This window comes from Actinoplanes aureus, from assembly GCF_015704865.1.
Classification (GTDB): Bacteria; Actinomycetota; Actinomycetes; order Mycobacteriales; family Micromonosporaceae; genus Actinoplanes; species Actinoplanes aureus.
Genome location: NZ_JADQTO010000024.1, coordinates 41,925 through 58,758, shown reverse-complemented (window position 1 = coordinate 58,758; position 16,834 = coordinate 41,925). Strand labels below are relative to the sequence as shown.

The window sequence follows — 16,834 nt, the reverse complement described above, 5'->3', positions numbered from 1 at the left end:
GGCTCCTCTGGCTGATCCGGCGGAAGCCGGATCTTACCGAGCCGCCGGCGGAAAACGCTCGAGGAAGGCGGTGAGACCGTCGAGGAACCGGTCCACTTCGTCGGCGGTGTTGTAGGGCGCCAGGCCGACCCGCAGTGCGGCGCCGGTCAGCCGCAATGCGGTGAACGGCTCGTACGCGTAGAAGGACCCGGCGGGGGCCAGGACGTCGCGGGCGGCCAGATGGAGTTGGGCCTGGCGGGCATCGCGACCGTCGAGGGTCATCAGCAGCGTCGGGGTGCGGTCGGCAGCCTTGGAATGCAGAGTGACGGCATCACCGAGGGATCGCAGGCCGTCCTCCAGCCTCGCGCGCAGCACCCGTTCGTGGTCATGCAGGGAGCCCAGCGAGTGCGCGAGCCTCTCCCGGCGGCCGGGCCGCGGGCCCGGGTCCATCGCGGCGAGGAAGTCCACGGCGGCGGAGGCGCCCGCCAGCATCTCGTAGGGCAGGGTGCCGTACTCGAAGCGCTCCGGCACGGCGTCGGAGGAGGGGAGCAGCTTGTCCGGCCGGATGGTCTCCAGGAGCTCCGGTGCCGCCGCGAGCACACCGCAGTGCGGTCCGAAGAACTTGTAGGGCGAGCAGACGAACACGTCCGCGCCCATCGCGGGCACGTCCACCAGGTCGTGAGCGGCGTAGTGCACGCCGTCCACGAACACCAGGGCACCGCACTCGTGCGCCAGATCGGCGATCCGGCGGACCGGCGGCTTGGTGCCCAGCACGTTCGAGGCGGCCGTGACCGCGACCAGCCGGGTACGAGGGGAGAGCACCCGTGCGTACGAATCGAGGTCCAGCTCTGTGGTTTTGGTGTCGATCTCGATCCAGCGCACTTTCAGGCTCATGCGCTCGGCCGCTTGGATCCAGGGGCGTACGTTGCAGTCGTGATCCAGACGGCTGAGGACGATCTCGTCGCCGGCCTGCCAGTTCTTGGCCAGGTGGTGGGAGAAGTCGTACGTCAGCTGGGTCGCGCTGCGGCCGTGGACGACACCGGCGGCGGGCACGTTGAGCAGGTCGGCGTAGGCGGCCCGGAACCTCGTGACGGCACGTTCCGCGTTGAGCTCGGAGATGCTGACCGCTCCGCGGTTGGACAGAGGGCCGGTCAGTGTCGCGGCGATGGCGTCGGCGACCGCGCGCGGGGTCTGCGTCCCACCTGGGCCGTCGAAGAAGGCGAGGCCGTGGTCGAGGGCGGGGAAGTGCGCCCGCAGGGCGGTCAGGTCGATGGCCATGAGCGCCAGATTAGGCGCTGGGCCGGCACCGGGTCGCCGGTGAGTCCGGTGGCCGCGTTCGCCGCCACCGGACTCCGGCGCACTACGCGGCCGCCGGTCGGTACCGCACGTCCAACTCGGCCGTCGGGTCGTCGGCTCCGACGCGGTGCAGATAGATCGGGCGACCGCCGACGTGGTCGTAGAGCCGGATGCCGTCACCCAGCAGCACCGGCGCGATGTGCAGGTCGATCTCGTCGATCAGTCCACGCTGGAGGAGCTGGCGGCCGATGTCCGCCGACAGCACCTCCACGTTCTTGCCACCGGCCGCCGCCAGCGCGATCCGCACCGCCTCCGCCACGTCACAGTTGAGGAAGGTGACCCCGTCGGCGGGCTTGGCGTCCTCGGGGTGGTGGGTCAGCACGAAGACCTGCCCGGTCCAGGCGCCGCCGTAGACGCCGCCGGCGTCGGGGAAATGGTCCCAGCCCCGCCGGCCGCCGAGGACGGCGCCTGTCGTCTCGACGTACTGATCGATGAAGCCGGGCCGCTCGGAGATGCCGGTGCTCATCCAGTCCATGTCGTGGTCCGGCCCGGCCACGAACCCGTCCAGTGACATGGTGAAGTGCCACAGGACCTTGCCGTTCGCGGTCTGCGGTTCGAAGTCGCTCATGCCGTCCTCCCGGTGCGTTGATTCGCTCGTACAAAAAGAGCTCGTATACAAGAAGAGACGGCACCCGCGACGAAACCTCATCGGTCGAGGGTCGGCGGCAGCCCGAACGCCGGGAAGAGCGCCGGCTCGTGGAAGGCGACGATCTCGACGATCCGGCCGTCGCGCACGCGGAGCACCCCGATCCCGAACGGCTCGAAGATCTGCCGCCCCGGAGGGCGCCGATAGCTCGCCGCGGCGAGCTGCCCGTTAGCGCTCGTGGCGACCATGCGCAGCGCTCCGATGTACTCGGGGGAGCCCGCGTCCCAGGTCGCCGCCAGCGCCGCGAGGACCGACTCGCGGTCGGCGAACCACTCCGGGTACGGCGGCATCGTGGCCCGCACGTCCTTCGCCAGCAGTTCGGCCACCTCGTCGAGATCGCCGCGTTCGACCGCGTCCATGTATCGCCGCAGCACCTGCCGGTCCTCCTCGGTCGGCGGCGCGGCCGGCGCCCAGTCCGACCGGCCCTGCGGGAGGTGCTCGCGCAGCGTCGCACGGGCCCGCTGCAGTGCGCTGTTGACCGACGCGACGCTACCGTCGAGCACCTCGGCCGTCTGCCGCGCCGGCCAGCCGAGCACGTCGCACAGAATCACCGCGGCGCGCTGCCGGGGCGGCAGGTGCTGCATCGCCGCCAGCAACGCCAGTTCCAGGGTCTCCCGGGCCACGGCCGCCGCCTCGGGCTCGTCCTGTCGCGGCGCGACCGGCTCCCGCAGCGCGTCGGGGAACGGCTGCAGCCACGGGCCGGTGACCAGGGTCGCCGCCGGCTGCCCCGGCAGGTAGTCCGGGTTGGCCTGATCGGGCAGCAGCCGCCGCCTGCGCCCGTCGAGCGCGTCGAGGCAGACGTTGGTGGCGATGCGGTAGAGCCACCTGCGCAGCGACGACCGGCCCTCGAACCCGTCCCGCGCCCGCCACGCCTTCAGGAAAGCCTCCTGCACGAGGTCTTCCGCCTCGTCGTAGGAGCCGAGCATGCGGTAACAGTGGACGCGCAGCTCGCGCCGGTGCTGCTCGATCCGCCGGGCGAAGTCGTCGTCGCTCACCGGGCGACCGTACCGAACCCGGCGATCGCCCCGGCGCTCGATCGAGGCGCTGTCAACGGTCCGAAGTCAGGCGTTCGACCAGGACGGATTTCACTTGGGCAGTGAAGCGGGCATCGTACTTGCCGGTGGCGGCGGCCCACCCGGTGTCGCGCAGGGTGGCGCCGGCCTTGATGTCACGCCGCGCGGCGCCGTTGATGGTGGCCGAGCCGGCGCCTTCGTCCAGGCGCATCCTGACGAGAGCATCCTTTTCGGTACGAACGATCAGCTCACCCAGCGTGCCGGTGACGGCCAGCTTGACCGTCCCCTGGGGCTTGGCCAGGTGCAGCACACCCCTCGACACCGCACCGGCGATCTCGAGGCCTGCGAGACCGCCGGCCCGCGAGTCCACGTCGAGTTCATTCGCCCCGTCGGTGACTTTGAGCGTCCAGGCGACCGTGGAGTTGAGCACCACCTCCGCGCCCGCGGTGACGACCGCGCCGGGGGCCAGGGTGAGCAGCGAGCCGCCGGCGGCGTCGACCACCTGGGGTACGGCGCTCGGGTCGAACGCGGTGACGGAGAAGAGCGCCTCGCCCAGGTCCGCCGTGCGGATACGCAGAGCGGTGGCCGCGCCGGTGACTTCCAGCCGCCGCTGTTTGATCGTGCCGAGCGGGGCGGTCAGCGGTGCCGGCGTCGGGATCGCGCCGGACGGCTGCGGTGCCGGGACGCTGCCGCCGGCCTGCGCGGTCGCCGCCGGCCGCGGCGCAGGCGGCTGGTAGGCCTCGGTCTGGCCCAGGATCACACCCACGGTCAACGACACGATGACCGCCGTGAAGCCCAGCAGCCGCCATGGCCTGCGGATCTGCTGCTCATAGATCAGCACCACGCGTCCCGCGTCAAGCGCCGGTGGGCGGCGCGGCAGGGTGCGGGCGGTCGGCGCGTCGGCGAGCGAGGTCGGGCGTCTCGCGGCGGGTGGCGGGACAGCCGGTTGGCCGGCTGCGTTCGGGGCGGCTGAACGGCGGCCGGGGAGGGGGACCGTGGGGCGGCCGGATGGCGGACCGCTGGCCGGGGCGCCGGTGAAGTGCCGTTGACGGAATTCGGGGGCCTCCGGCGCTGCACCGTGACGAGCCGGCGACAGGAAGCGCCATACGACATTCGCCCGTCGCCGACCCGATTCCCTCTGGTCGGACTGGTCAGCCACCCGGCACCTCCGATCGCCGGGACGCCTGTCCCGCCGGTACGGAATACGGACGGCGAAGCCGTTTCGGATCGATGAAGATCGTCGATCTGGGCCGACGAGCTCCGAGCTGCGGTCAGTGAATGTGCGCTCCGCCGTTGACGTCGTAGGTGGCTCCGGTGATGTAGCCGGATTCCTCGCGGCACAGATAGGCGATCAGATCCGCCACGTCGTCCACCTGGCCGGCGCGCCCGACCGGGATCCCCGCGACGAGCTCGGCCTTTCGCCGCGGGTCCAGTTTGCCGGCGGTGATGTCGGTGTCGACGAAGCCGGGAGCCACCGAGTTGACCGTGATTCCCGAGGGACCGACCTCGCGGGCCAGGGCTCGGGCAAAGCCGAGTTGCGCGGCCTTGGCCGCCGAGTAGGCGACCCCGCCGAAGATGCCGCCGCCACGCTCGGCCGAGACCGATGACAGGAACACCACCCGGCCGAATCCCCGCTCGGCCATGCCGGCCACGACCTCGCGGGTGATGTTGTACGCGCCGCGGACGTTCACCGCGAAGATCCGGTCCCACTCCTCGCCGGTCACCTGGAGGAACGGTGTCGGTGAGGTGATGCCGGCGTTGTTGACCAGGGCTCCGACGGGCGGCATCGCGTCGGCGAGCGCACCAAGTGCCTGTTCCACGGACCGCTCGTCGGTGACGTCGCAGTTCACGCCGAGGGTTTGCACACGATGGCGCTCGGCGATCTCGGTGGCGGCGTCCTTGGCGCTGGCCTCATCGATGTCGAGGATGGCCACGCTCCAGCCGGCGGCGGCGAGGGCGTGCGCGGTGGCCCGGCCGATGCCGCGCCGGGAGCCGGCGCCGGTGACGATGGCGGTTCTGTCGGAGACGGACATGCGGCCCTCCAGGAGAAGCGGTGGTCCCTCCAGGAAAGCCGCCCCGATGCCGACTGTCAACAGTCAACAGATTTGATGTTGACGAGTGGTTTGTTGGCCGCTGACTCCACCTCTACGATCGCGGTACGTCCTCGACGAACGGAGTACGCATGGCCACCGAGCCGCTGACCAGCCTGGATCGCAGCACTCTGCGCGAGCGGGCCCTGGACGCGCTGCGATATGCCGTGACATCGGGGCAGTACCGGCCGGGCGATCATCTCGGCGAAGTGGAGCTGGCCGGGCGGCTCGGCGTCAGCCGGGGCACCGTCCGCGAGGCGCTGCGCCACCTGCAGCAGGAAGGCCTCGTGACGCCCAGCGCCCGTGGCATGCTGCGGGTGCGCGCCTACACCTCCACCGAGATCCGTGAGCTGTTCCAGGTCCGGGCGGCTCTGGAAGGGCTCGCTGTCCGCCTGATCATCGCCTCACCCCAGCGGGACACCGCGGTGACCGCGCTGCGCCACGCCGTCGCGCGCCTCGACGAACGGCATCGCGACTTCATCGCCCACGTCGACGCCGACATGGCGTTCCACCTGCTTCTCTGCGAGTTGTCCGGCAACTCGATGCTGACCACCTCCTGGCAGCAGCTCGCCGGCCGCATCCGGACCACGGTCATGGCGCGGGGCGAGGAGCAAACCACGCTGATGTCCGGCGGCTACCACGCGCCGATCGTGGACGCCATCGAGGCCGGAGACGCCGGTACCGCCGTCGACGTGCTCCAGCAGCACATGGAGCGGGCCGCCGAACGCCTGGCCGCATAGATCGATTTACATCTTCCGCATTTCTTCGTAACGCGGGGTTGACAACGCCGGCGCCCTCGACTCAGCATCGACTCCCAACAGCCGACTGTTAACAGTCAACGGTCGGCACGGCGTGAGGGGTCCTCATGACGAATCCCCCGAACCAGACCGTCGCGCAGTGGCACCCCATCGACGGCACCCCCGAGAAGAAGCGGGTCGCCATCGGCTGCGGAGTCGGCGCGACCATCGAGACCTACGACTTCATCGGCTTCGGCACCGCGGCCGCGCTGTACTTCGGCGACGTCTTCTTCCCCGAATCCGACCCGCTCTCCGCCACCCTGCTGTCGTTCGCGACGCTCGGCATCGGCTTCGCCGTCCGGCCCCTGGGCGGCATCATCGGCGGCCACCTCGGCGACCGCATCGGCCGCAAGCCCGTCCTCGTCGGCTCCCTGCTGCTGATGGGCATCGCCACCGTCCTCATCGGCCTGCTCCCCACCTACCAGATGGTCGGCATCTGGGCGGCCGTCCTGCTCGTCGCGGTCCGCGTCGTCCAGGGCCTCGCGTTCGGCGCCGAATGGGGCGGCGCGATCCTGATGACCTTCGAGCACGCCCCCTGGCGCAAACGCGGCCTCTACACCGGCATCACCCAGGCCGGCTTCCCCGTCGGTCTGCTGCTGGCCAACCTCGCCTTCCTGGCCAGCGTGCCGCTCGGGCCGCAATGGGCCTGGCGGGTGCCGTTCCTGCTCAGCGCCGTACTCATCGTCGTCGGCATCATGATCCGGCTGAAGATCGACGAGTCGCCCGAGTTCGAGGAGCTCAAGGACGAGGGCGCGGTCTCGAAGAACCCGCTGCTGGAGGTACTGCGCGACGACTGGCGCAACGTCCTGCGCGCCTTCTGCCTGCGCATCACCGAGACCGCCGGCTACGCCGTGTCGGTGACGTTCATGCTCTCCTACATCAGCCTGAACGACCTCGCCGACCGCCCGGTCACGCTGACCGCCCTGCTGATCGCGGCCGGGGTGGGCATCGCCGCCACCATCGCCTGGGGAAACCTGACCGACCGGGTCGGCCGGCGACCGGTCTATCTGTTCGGCTGCGCCGTCACGGTGGCCTGGGGAGTGCCCCTGTTCCTCGGCATCAACACCGGATCGACCGCGCTGATCATCATCGCGTTCATCATCAGCTACGCCGTCTGCCAGAACTCGCTCGCCGGTGTGCAGGGCGCCTGGTTCTCCGAACTGTTCAACGCCAAGACCCGCACCAGCGGCGCCTCCCTGGCGTACCAGATGTCCGCGGTCGTCTCCGGCTTCACCCCGCTGCTGGCCACCGCCCTGCTGGACCGCTTCGGCTGGGCCGGCCCCGCGGTGCTGTTCATCGGGTACGGCGTGCTCGGCCTGGTCGCCGCTCTGCTGACCAGCGAGACCTGGGGACCCGCGCAACGCGCCGAGGTCGACCGGCTCGCCGAACAGGTCGCCCGAAACCCGCACCTGCCGCAACGCGCCTCCTGGGCCCGGCGCGCCGACACCTCCGTCTGAGGAGACACCGTGACCACCGCGATCACCACCGACCGGCTCGATCGGGTACGCGCGGCCGCGTACCGGATCCGGCGCCACGCCCTGGACATGGGCGAGGTGCAGGGCCAGGGCTACATCGGCCAGGCCCTCGGCGTCGCCGACATCCTCGCCGTCGCCTACACCGACCAGCTGCACCACCGGCCCGACGACCCGCACTGGCCGGGCCGCGACCGGTTCCTGCTGTCCATCGGTCACTACGCGATCGCCCTCTACGCCGCGCTCGCCGAGGCCGGGTTCATCCCGGTCGAGGAGCTGGAGACGTACGGGTCGGACGGCAGCCGCCTGCCGATGTCCGGGATGGCGTCGTACACGCCCGGCATGGAGATCTCCGGTGGCTCGCTGGGCCACGGCCTCACCGTCGCCACCGGGATGGCCCTCGGTCTGCGCCATCAGGGCAACCCGGCCCGGGTCTACAACCTGCTCTCCGATGGCGAACTCGACGAAGGATCCACCTGGGAAGCCGCGCTGGCCTGCGCCCACCACGGTCTGGACAACGTGACCGCGATCGTCGACGTCAACGCGCTGCAGGCCGACGGACCGACCGCCGGGGTGCTGCGCACCGAGCCGGTCACCGACAAGTGGCGGGCCTTCGGCTGGCACGCGACCCGGGTGGACGGCAACGATCCCGCCGCGCTCCTGGCCGCATTCGACGACATGCGTACGCACCGCGGCTCTCCCGCTGTGCTGATTTGCGACACCCGGATCGGCTGCGGCGTGCCGCTGCTGGAGGACCGCGAGAAGGCGCACTTCATGCGCGTCGATCCGGACGAATGGCAGATCGCCCGCGACCAGCTCTCGGAGGGCTACCACCATGCCTAAACCGACCACCTCGGCCATGATCGCGTCGTTCGCCGACCCGGGGCAGAAGACCACTAGCGCGCCGTTCGGGCACGCGCTCGCCCGGCTCGCCGATCAGCGCCCCGACATCGTCGGACTCTCCGCCGACCTGGCCAAGTACACCGACATGCACGTGTTCCGCGACGCCCACCCGCAGCGGTTCTTCCAGATGGGCATGGCCGAGCAGGTGCTGCTCGGCGCGGCCGCCGGGATGGCCGAGGTCGGGCTGGTGCCGTTCGCCTCCACCTACTCGGTGTTCGCCACCCGGCGCGCCTACGACTTCCTGTGCCTGGACATCGCCGAGCCGAACCTCAACGTCAACGTGGTCGGCGCCCTGCCCGGGCTGACCACCGGGTACGGCCCCAGCCACCAGGCCACCGAGGATCTGGCGATCCTGCGCGGCATGCCGAACCTGACCATCGTCGACCCGTGCGACTCCGTCGACATCGAACAATGCGTGCCCGCACTCGCCGCCCACCCCGGCCCCACCTACCTGCGCCTGTTGCGCGGCAACGTGCCCACCGTCCTCGACCAGTACGACTACCGCTTCCAGCTCGGCAAGGCCGCCGAACTGCGCACCGGCCGCGACGTCGTACTGATCTCGACCGGCTTGATGACGATGCGGGCCCTGGCCGCCGCTGACCGCCTCGCGACCGACCACATCGACGTGGCCGTGCTGCACGTGCCGACCATCAAACCGCTGGACACCACGGCGATCCTGCGCGCCGCCGACACCGACCGGCTCGTCGTCACGTGCGAGAACCACACCATCCGCGGCGGCCTCGGCGAATCAGTTGCCGCCACCCTCGCCTTCGCCGGGAAGGCCCGGAACATCGTGCCCGTCGCCCTGCCCGACGAGTTCCTCGCCGCCGGAGCGCTGCCCACCCTGCACGAGCGGTACGGGCTGTCCACCGATGCCGTCGTCGACAGGGTCCGCACCGCAATGCACGGCGACCCCGCCAGGTAGGACAGTGCGGGCCGGAATTGCCCCGGCCGAGTAGGCTCGCCTTCGGGACGAGGAGGTCCAGCGTGTGGGGTGAGCAGCGAGTACGGCGGGCGTGCCGTGCTGTCGTGCTGCCGCTCGTACTGATGCTTGGGTTCTGCTGGGGCGCGCTGCTCGGCGTCGGCCGCAGTGAGACGATCAAGGCCGGCGAGCTGCCCCGCCTGGTGGTGTCCACCTTGGCGCCGCAGTCGGTCGTGCCGGTGGTGCCGGACGCCCGGCTGGCCGGCAAGCCCTCGCAAGCGGCGCTGTTCTTGTTCGTGGCCGCGATCGTGGCGCTGCTGTTCGGCGCCGGGCGACGCGTTCGGTGGCGGGCCGCCGCGGGGATGGGTTCCTCGGCGACGCCATCGCTGCATCTGCACACGGTGAGGGGGCGGGCCCCGCCACGCCTGTCGGCGTAGTCGAGGCCCTTTCTTCCCCACCCCGCGGTGGCGCCGCCGGCGCTCGCGGGCTTCATCCGTGTTGAGGAGCATTCCCCATGTCGCGCGCTACTGCCGTGCGCGTGGTTCTCGCTCTGGTCGTGTTGGCGGTGTCCGGGTGGCTGCTGGCCACCCGCCCGCCCCGGCTCGGGCTTGACCTGCGCGGCGGAACCCAGATAGTCCTTGAAACCCGTGACGGTGAGTTCGCCGAGGCGACAGCCGCCACCACTGACGAGGCGCTCGAGGTGCTGCGCCGCCGCGTCGACGAGCTCGGGGTATCCGAGCCGACGCTGGCCCGCTCCGGCGAGCGCCGCATCATCGTCGAACTGCCCGGCATCACCGAACCGGCCGAGGCGGTACGCGTCATCGGTCGTACCGCCCAGCTGACGTTCCACCCGGTCCTCGGTGTCGACCCGGCGGCCGCCGAGCCGAGACCCGGCGGAGAGATCGTGCTGCCGTCGGAGAGCGGCGAAAGGCTGCGGCTGGGACCTGCCGCGCTCACCGGTCAGCAGGTCGACAGCGCCACCGCGGGGATCGGTGAGTTCACCGGCTGGCAGGTCAGCCTCGACTTCCGCGACTCCGGCGGCGAGTCCTGGCGGAAGCTCACCGCCGACGCCGCCTGCGCCTCACCCGGTGACCCGTCCCGGCGGGTGGCGATCGTCCTGGACCAGGAGGTGATCTCGTCACCGCAGGTCAATGAGGATGTCGCCTGCGGCGCCGGGATCGCCGGCGGCCGCACCCAGATCACCGGCGAGTTCACCGAGGCGGAAGCTAAGGACTTGGCCTTGCTCGTCCGCGCCGGCGGGCTGCCGGTCCCGGTCGAGGTCATCGAGCAGCGTACGGTCGGCCCGAGCCTGGGTGAGTCGGCGATCGACGCGTCGGCGACGGCCGCCGTCCTCGGGATGATCGCCACGATGCTGTTCATCGTCGCCGTGTACCGGTTCGTCGGCGGGGTGGCCGCTGTCGCGCTGCTCTGTTACGGCGTCATCTCGTACGCCGCGTTGCTTGCCATCGGCGCCACCCTCACTCTGCCCGGCCTGGCCGGATTCGTCCTTGCGATCGGCATGGCGCTTGACGCGAACGTGCTGGTCTTCGAACGAGCCCGCGAGGAGTACGCCGCCGGCGGCCCTCGGCGGAGCCTGCGCACCGCCATGCGGGCCGGTTTCGCCAACGCCTGGTCGGCGATCGCCGACTCCAACGTCACCACACTGCTCGCCGGCGGGCTGCTGTTCCTCCTCGCCTCCGGCCCGGTACGCGGCTTCGGCGTCACCCTGTCGATCGGTGTGCTGGTGTCGATGTTCACCGCGCTGGTGCTGACTAGAGCGCTGGCCACTCCTCTGGTCAACGCCCGCTGGCTGGAACACCGCCCGAACTGGAGCGGTCTGGGCGGCATCGGTTGGGTCCGGCGCAGGCTGGAAACCCGGAACCCGGACATCATGGGCCGCCGGCGGCTATGGCTGGCCATCTCGGTCGCAGCGGTCGTGCTGGCGCTGGCCGGTGTCGCCGTGCGGGGGCTGAACCTGGGCGTGGAGTTCACCGGCGGCCGGCTCGTCGAGTACGCCGCCACCGCCCCGCTGTCCGCCGACGCCGCCCGGGACGCGGTCGAGTCGACGGGTCTGGAACGTGCCGTTGTCAACACGTCCGGCGACGGCAACATCAGCGTCCGGGCCGGGGAGTTCGGCGACGCGACCGAGGCCGAGGTACGGTCCGCGCTGGTCCAAGCGGGCGGCGGCGAGATCGAGCGGCTGCGGGACGAGAAGATCGGCCCGACCCTCGGCGAGGAGTTGCGCCGCAACGCCCTGATCGCACTCGCCGTGGCGCTGGCCGCCCAGCTGGCCTACCTGGCGATACGGTTCCGCTGGCAGTGGGGAACCGCGGCCGTGCTGGCCATGTTCCATGACGTCCTGCTGGTAGTCGGCGTGTTCGCCTGGCTGGGCCGGCCCATCGACGGGATCTTCCTGGCCGCCCTGCTGACCGTGATCGGCTACTCGGTCAACGACTCGGTGGTGAACTTCGACCGGATCCGGGAGCTGGTACGGGCGAAGAACAGACGTGGTGTCCCATTCGCGCGGCTGGTCAACACCGGCAGCCTGCAGACCGTGCCGCGCACCGTCAACACCGGTTTGGGCGCGGTCTTCATTCTCACCGCGCTCGCCGTGCTCGGGGAGGATTCCCTCGTCGACTTCGCGCTGGTGCTACTCATCGGCATCGTCGTCGGCACGTACTCCACGGTGTTTCTGGCCGCGCCGCTGGCGGTGGTGTTCGAGCGCCGCCCTGGCGGCCTGGACGCCAGGCCCGGCCAACCGGAACCTGCCCGCGTGGCCTCGTCCGGGTCTGGCACCGTGTGACCATGGTTGATACCGCCGCTCTGCTGGCCGCTTACGACGCGCAGATGCGCTTGCCGACAGGCGCCGTCCCGTCCGGCATGATCTACGAGTACGACGGTCCGGTCCTGCGGATCGTCGGTGGGCATGTGGGTCGGATCCGGGCGCCGCGTGACGTCGGCGTAACCGGCGCTGATCTCGACCGCCTGATCATGCGCCAGCGGGATTACTTCCAGGCCCGTGGCCAGGGCGTCGAGTGGAAGCTTCGGGCTCACGACCTGCCAGCGGATCTTCCTGAGCGACTGGTCGCGGCCGGGTTCGTACCTCAGGAGCCGGCGACGGTGCTGCTCGGCTTCGCCGAAGAGGTGGCCGCCGAACCGGTCCTGCCCGACGGCGTCGTGCTGCGGCGGGTCAGTGACACTGAGGACCTGCGCCGCTTCGCGGACCAGCAGACCGAAGTGCTGGGGCTCGACTGTTCCTGGGTGGCGGCCGACCTCGCCGCCCGGGTGTCGGCTGATCCCGACCAGATCACCATTCTGGTCGCCGAAGCCGGTAACCGGCTCGTCTGCACCGCCTTGGTGGATTACTGCCCCGGCACCGACTTCGTCGCGCTGCTCGGCGGTGCGACGCTGCCGGACTGGCGGGGGAGAGGGCTCTACCGCGCCATGATCGCCGCCCGGGCCCGGGAGGCCGTCGCCCGCGGCTTCCGGCTGCTGCACGTCGACGCGTCCCCGGCCAGCGCGCCCATCCTGCGCCGGTGCGGCTTCCATGAGATCACCACCTCGACGCACTATCAGTGGATGCCGCCGAATTAGCTCAACGGCGCACCCGATAGCGCAGGTGAAGCACCCGGTCGCCCTGGATCACCACGTCAGGATCCTCCAGCAGGTGCTGCGCGTGGACCGACCCGAAGTAGCGCTTGCCGGACCCGAACACGACGGGTACGACGTCCATGCGCACCTCGTCGACCAGGCCCGCGGCAAGCGCCTGGCCACCGACGTCGCCGGCGGCGACCTCGACTATGCGGTCGCCCGCGAGCTCCTGCGCCTTGGCCACGGCTGCCTCGACGCCGTCGACGAAGTGAAACGGCGCCTCGGGGTCCCAGCCCTCGGGCCTGCCCCGGTGGGTCACGACGACGACGTGGTCGATCCCGCTCGGAGGCTTCCCGTCCCAGCCGTCCGTCATGTCGAAGACGTGGCGGCCGGCGATTGTCACCCCGATCTGATCCCAGTACGGCCGGGTGTAGTCGTAGGAGGTCTGCGACACCTTCACCATACCGCTTTCGTCCAACGGGACGTCACCGCTGGACAACCAGTCGAACAGCGGTCCGGGCTGGTCATTCTCGTCCGCGATGAAGCCGTCCACCGACACCGAGCTGTACATGACCACCTTGCCCACGGGGCTCTCCTCTGCTCTAGGTGCCCCTCAAATTAGCGTGTCGTGAGCTGTCGGTCTTGTAAGAAATCAATCGGCCGGCAGCGGCCAGCCGTCCAGCGCGTGGCCGGGATGTTCGCGCAGGAACCGCCGCCGGACTTCGACGTACCGGGTCGGCGTGAGCCCAGTGAACTCCCGGAACTCGTGGCCGAAGTGGGCCTGGTCGAAATAGCCGGCGCCGCCGGCGAGCTCGCCCCAATCGATCGGTTCAGCGGGGTTGATCGCGAACACGGTGGCGGTGAAGCGGTAGCCGCGGGCCAGCCGCTTCGGCGTGACGCCGATGAGCTCCTTGAACCGCTGTGCCAGATGGGTGCTGCTGACACCGGCTGCCACGCTCAGGCCGCCGATCGCCACCGCCCCGCTGGTCGCCGCGATGACGCTGCTCGTGTGGCGGACCAGCCCCAGTCCGGCGGTCTCGCGCAGCCGTCGCATCAGCTCCTCCTCGAGCAGCGTCAGCATCTCGTGCGGTCCGGGCGCCGTGGCCAGCCGGTCTCGCAGCTCGGCAACGGCGGGCCGACCCCAAACCTGCTCTACCGTCACCGGCCGGTCACACAGCTCGGCCGCGGGCATCGGCAGGAACGGCGCCAGCCCCCACGGCTTGAAGTGCACGCCGACGGACCGGGTCCGGAGTGGGTAGCCGAACTCCCACGCGCGGGTGGGAATGGTGATCACGCAGCCGTCGGCGTACTCGGCCGTCTCGATGTCGGTGCCGCCGCGGATGCGGAACGGCGCCGCGAGGTTGAGGATGAGCAGCGCCGACGGCGCGGGCGGCAGCGTCAGCCGGGCGTACGGCGGCGCACCCTCCAGGTAGTAGAGGTCGTCGATCAGCCCGTCCAGCGGCGGTCGCGGCACTCTGGACACGTACTCCACGCCCACAGCATCGCCACCACCGTGTTCGCGATCAACCCCGCCGGCATCGCGCGCCTGCGTGGGATATCTCGCCTGGTAGAAATCCGGCATCCGCGGCCTGGGTGCCCACCCTCGCGGGCCGCCGGCACCGCGGCCCGGATCGAACGATGGAGATGACCCGTTGACCGGAGGTTCGAGACGGTAGTAATTTTCACCGACAACGGTGACAGATGAAAAGGATGACCGCATGGGTGACAGCGGCGGGCTGCTCGGCAAGCTCCGGGTCGAGGGCCCCGGCATGCCGGAGGCTCTGGCAAAGATCGCTGCGACGATCCTGGAAGACCCGGAGACCGCGGCCCACGCGAGCATCGTGGACCTGGCCGATCGCTCCGGGACCTCGACGGCGACCGTGACCCGGTTCAGCCGTACGCTCGGTTTCCGAGGTTACGCCAATCTGCGCGTCGCCATCGCGACCGAGACCGGGCGGGCCGCGCAGGCCCGCTGGGACACCGACATCAGCAGCGACATCGCCCCGGAGGACCCGCTCACCCACGTGCTCAGCGTGGTGACGGCCGCCGACACGCGGGCCATCCAGGACACCGCCGCAGGCCTCGACACCGCCGCCGTCGAGCGTGTCGCCGCCGCGATCGCGGAAGCCAACCGGGTCGAGATCTTCGGCCTGGGCAGCAGCGGCACCTCGGCCCGCGAGATGGCGTTCCGTCTCGAGCGCATCAGGGTACCGGTCTGGCACCGCACCGACTCGCACACCGCGCTCACCAACGCCGCCCTGCTGCTGCCCGGGGACGTCGCGATCGGCCTGTCGCACTCCGGGCGTACGCGGGAGGTCATCGAGACCCTCGCCGAGGCGGCGGACCACGGTGCGCTGACCGTGGCCGTCACCAGTCACAGCCGCTCCCCGCTGGCGGAGGTGGCCGACGTCGTTTTCACCACCGCGGTGCAGGAGACGACGTTCCGGCTGGCCGCGCTGGCGGCCCTGCACTCGCAACTGCTCGTCCTCGACCTGATCTACGTCGCGGTGGCGCAGCGCACCTACGAGCGTACGGCGGAGGCGCTCGAACTCACCGTGCGTGCCGTCGACGCCCACCGGCTGCCCGAGAAGATCCCGACCCGCAAGCGGGGACGGAAGTAGAGCACACCTAACTGAATACCCCTCGACTGCCGGGCAGGCCCGGTGGGGCGCTGCTCTGCGCCCGTACAACCTAATTTTTTACACTTTTTCGGTTATTTTGGGGAGTTCACATGCGCAACCATCGTTTCACCGCGGCAGTCGCCGTGGGTCTCACCGCGATCCTCACCGCCGGTGCGTGCGGCAGCTCCGGTTCCTCCACCTCCGGTGACGGCGCCCCGGCCGGGGTCCCGGCCGTCAAGGGCGAGGGCAAGACACTCACCGTCTGGGTGATGGACGGCGACTACACCGAAGCCACCATGAAGGCGATCAACGACGAGTTCACCCAGGCCACCGGGGCCAAGGTGGACGTGCAGATCCAGCAGTGGGAAGGCATCACCACCAAGGTCAGCACGGCGCTGTCCACCTCGAGCACGCCGGACGTGCTCGACCTCGGCAACACCCAGGTCCCCGCCTTCGCCGCCAACGGCGCGCTGCTGGACCTGACCCCGTACAAGGCTGATCTGCAGCAGGGCCGCACCTGGCTGGCCGGCCTGGAGGAGCCCGCCACCGTGGACGGCAAGCTGTACGCCGCGCCGGGCTTCGCCGGCGCCCGCGCGGTCATCTACAACAAGAAGACCTGGGCGGCCGCCGGGGTCACCGAGGCCCCGAAGACGTACGCCGACCTCACCGCCGCCCTCGACAAGATCAAGGCCAAGAACCCGGCGCCCGACTTCTCCGCCTACTACCTGCCCGGGCAGTACTGGTTCGCGGGCTTCCAGTTCATGTGGGACGCCGGCGGCGACATCGCCAAGAACGAGGGCGGTACCTGGAAGGGCACCTTCTCCTCGCCGGAGAGCCAGAAGGGCCTGAACGACTTCAAGACCTTCCAGAACACGTACTCCAGCAAGGCGTCGCAGACGATCGACACCATCAACCCGGACCAGACCCAGCTGTTCGCCCAGGGAAAAACCTCGGCGATCATGGCGACCGCCGGAGCGATCGGCCTGATCAAGAAGGCCAACCCGAAGATCACCGACGCTGACCTGGGCACCTTCCCGTTCCCCGGCCAGTCGGGCAAGAACCAGCCGGTGATGCTCGGCGGCTCGGACTGGGGCATCGCCGCCAAGAGCGACGCACACGACCTGGCCCTGCAGTGGGTCAAGATCGCCGCCAGCCCGACCGTGCAGGACAAGAACGTCTTCGGCGTCGACGGCTGGATCCCGAACAGCACCCAGGGCATCGAGGCCGCGCAGAGCAGCCTCGACGAACACCAGAAGGCCTTCTTCACCGCCGCGCTCATCTCCAAGGCGACCCCCGCCGCGGCGCAGTGGTCGGCCATCGAGGGTGACAAGAGCATCAACCAGGTCTTCGCCGACATCGCCTCCGGCGCCAAGTCGCCGGCGGACGCCGCCAAGGGCTTCGACGAGCATCTGAACACCACCCTCGCCGGCGGCCGGTGACCTCT

General features: G+C 70.4%; 16 protein-coding genes. 9 read left to right on the top strand and 7 right to left on the bottom strand.

The genetic code is table 11. From position 1 onward, the window contains the following. Window positions 1-33 precede the first annotated feature (33 nt). The 5 genes from I4J89_RS36745 to I4J89_RS36725 all read right to left on the bottom strand — a co-directional run bounded on the left by I4J89_RS36745 (window position 34) and on the right by I4J89_RS36725 (window position 5,027). Entirely contained in the window at window positions 34-1,257 is a 1,224-nt protein-coding gene (locus I4J89_RS36745) for a cysteine desulfurase-like protein (protein WP_196418784.1), read from the bottom strand. A gap of 82 nt (window positions 1,258-1,339) precedes the next feature. Beyond that, on the bottom strand, window positions 1,340-1,903 hold the full coding sequence (locus I4J89_RS36740) for a dihydrofolate reductase family protein (protein ID WP_196418783.1): 564 nt from the start codon (window positions 1,901-1,903) through the stop codon (window positions 1,340-1,342). Window positions 1,904-1,980: 77 nt separating this feature from the next. Next, on the bottom strand, window positions 1,981-2,976 hold the full coding sequence (locus tag I4J89_RS36735) for a sigma-70 family RNA polymerase sigma factor (RefSeq protein WP_196418782.1): 996 nt from the start codon (window positions 2,974-2,976) through the stop codon (window positions 1,981-1,983). Between the two features lie 52 nt (window positions 2,977-3,028). Beyond that, window positions 3,029-3,835, bottom strand: coding sequence for a hypothetical protein (locus I4J89_RS36730; protein WP_196418781.1), 807 nt, complete (start codon window positions 3,833-3,835; stop codon window positions 3,029-3,031). A 430-nt stretch (window positions 3,836-4,265) separates the two neighbouring features. Further along, the gene (locus I4J89_RS36725) at window positions 4,266-5,027 is read right to left on the bottom strand and encodes an SDR family NAD(P)-dependent oxidoreductase (protein ID WP_196418780.1); all 762 of its coding nucleotides are present in this window, start codon (window positions 5,025-5,027) and stop codon (window positions 4,266-4,268) included. A 149-nt stretch (window positions 5,028-5,176) separates the two neighbouring features. On the opposite strand from I4J89_RS36725, the gene I4J89_RS36720 reads away from it, so the two are divergent. From I4J89_RS36720 to I4J89_RS36690, 7 genes are all read left to right on the top strand, one after another. After that, the gene (locus I4J89_RS36720; RefSeq protein ID WP_196418779.1) at window positions 5,177-5,824 is read left to right on the top strand and encodes a GntR family transcriptional regulator; all 648 of its coding nucleotides are present in this window, start codon (window positions 5,177-5,179) and stop codon (window positions 5,822-5,824) included. A gap of 125 nt (window positions 5,825-5,949) precedes the next feature. Further along, the gene (locus tag I4J89_RS36715) at window positions 5,950-7,338 is read left to right on the top strand and encodes an MFS transporter (RefSeq protein ID WP_196418778.1); all 1,389 of its coding nucleotides are present in this window, start codon (window positions 5,950-5,952) and stop codon (window positions 7,336-7,338) included. Between the two features lie 9 nt (window positions 7,339-7,347). After that, window positions 7,348-8,196, top strand: a complete 849-nt coding sequence (locus I4J89_RS36710; RefSeq protein WP_196418777.1) for a transketolase — start codon at window positions 7,348-7,350, stop codon at window positions 8,194-8,196. Then, window positions 8,189-9,181 (top strand): transketolase family protein, encoded by a 993-nt coding sequence (locus I4J89_RS36705; protein ID WP_196418776.1) that lies wholly within the window; start codon window positions 8,189-8,191, stop codon window positions 9,179-9,181. Before I4J89_RS36710 ends, I4J89_RS36705 begins: the two co-directional genes overlap by 8 nt. A gap of 104 nt (window positions 9,182-9,285) precedes the next feature. Further along, complete coding sequence (locus I4J89_RS36700; protein ID WP_196418775.1) at window positions 9,286-9,615, top strand: hypothetical protein; 330 nt, start codon at window positions 9,286-9,288, stop codon at window positions 9,613-9,615. 77 nt (window positions 9,616-9,692) lie between these two features. After that, window positions 9,693-11,981 (top strand): protein translocase subunit SecD, encoded by a 2,289-nt coding sequence (gene secD, locus I4J89_RS36695; protein ID WP_196418774.1) that lies wholly within the window; start codon window positions 9,693-9,695, stop codon window positions 11,979-11,981. Window positions 11,982-11,983: 2 nt separating this feature from the next. Further along, a complete protein-coding gene (locus I4J89_RS36690; RefSeq protein WP_196418773.1) occupies window positions 11,984-12,772 on the top strand; it encodes a GNAT family N-acetyltransferase in 789 nt (262 codons plus the stop codon). Between the two features lies 1 nt (window position 12,773). Here I4J89_RS36690 and I4J89_RS36685 read toward each other — a convergent pair whose 3' ends face one another. Then, window positions 12,774-13,355, bottom strand: a complete 582-nt coding sequence (locus tag I4J89_RS36685; RefSeq protein ID WP_196418772.1) for a dihydrofolate reductase family protein — start codon at window positions 13,353-13,355, stop codon at window positions 12,774-12,776. Between the two features lie 66 nt (window positions 13,356-13,421). Next, the gene (locus I4J89_RS36680) at window positions 13,422-14,261 is read right to left on the bottom strand and encodes a helix-turn-helix domain-containing protein (protein ID WP_309238624.1); all 840 of its coding nucleotides are present in this window, start codon (window positions 14,259-14,261) and stop codon (window positions 13,422-13,424) included. Window positions 14,262-14,487: 226 nt separating this feature from the next. Between I4J89_RS36680 and I4J89_RS36675 the strand changes: the two genes are divergently transcribed. Both I4J89_RS36675 and I4J89_RS36670 read left to right on the top strand, forming a co-directional pair. After that, the gene (locus I4J89_RS36675) at window positions 14,488-15,390 is read left to right on the top strand and encodes a MurR/RpiR family transcriptional regulator (RefSeq protein WP_196418771.1); all 903 of its coding nucleotides are present in this window, start codon (window positions 14,488-14,490) and stop codon (window positions 15,388-15,390) included. Window positions 15,391-15,500: 110 nt separating this feature from the next. Further along, window positions 15,501-16,829 (top strand): extracellular solute-binding protein, encoded by a 1,329-nt coding sequence (locus I4J89_RS36670; protein WP_196418770.1) that lies wholly within the window; start codon window positions 15,501-15,503, stop codon window positions 16,827-16,829. Window positions 16,830-16,834: the final 5 nt, after the last annotated feature.

Excerpts from the sequence above, each read along its gene's own strand:
- I4J89_RS36745 (WP_196418784.1), bottom strand. The coding sequence starts at position 1,257 with ATGGCCATCGACCTGACCGCCCTGCGGGCGCACTTCCCCGCCCTCGAC.
- I4J89_RS36740 (WP_196418783.1), bottom strand. The coding sequence starts at position 1,903 with ATGAGCGACTTCGAACCGCAGACCGCGAACGGCAAGGTCCTGTGGCAC.
- I4J89_RS36725 (WP_196418780.1), bottom strand. The coding sequence starts at position 5,027 with ATGTCCGTCTCCGACAGAACCGCCATCGTCACCGGCGCCGGCTCCCGG.
- I4J89_RS36720 (WP_196418779.1), top strand. The coding sequence starts at position 5,177 with ATGGCCACCGAGCCGCTGACCAGCCTGGATCGCAGCACTCTGCGCGAG.
- I4J89_RS36715 (WP_196418778.1), top strand. The coding sequence starts at position 5,950 with ATGACGAATCCCCCGAACCAGACCGTCGCGCAGTGGCACCCCATCGAC.
- I4J89_RS36705 (WP_196418776.1), top strand. The coding sequence starts at position 8,189 with ATGCCTAAACCGACCACCTCGGCCATGATCGCGTCGTTCGCCGACCCG.
- secD (WP_196418774.1), top strand. The coding sequence starts at position 9,693 with ATGTCGCGCGCTACTGCCGTGCGCGTGGTTCTCGCTCTGGTCGTGTTG.
- I4J89_RS36690 (WP_196418773.1), top strand. The coding sequence starts at position 11,984 with ATGGTTGATACCGCCGCTCTGCTGGCCGCTTACGACGCGCAGATGCGC.
- I4J89_RS36675 (WP_196418771.1), top strand. The coding sequence starts at position 14,488 with ATGGGTGACAGCGGCGGGCTGCTCGGCAAGCTCCGGGTCGAGGGCCCC.
- I4J89_RS36670 (WP_196418770.1), top strand. The coding sequence starts at position 15,501 with ATGCGCAACCATCGTTTCACCGCGGCAGTCGCCGTGGGTCTCACCGCG.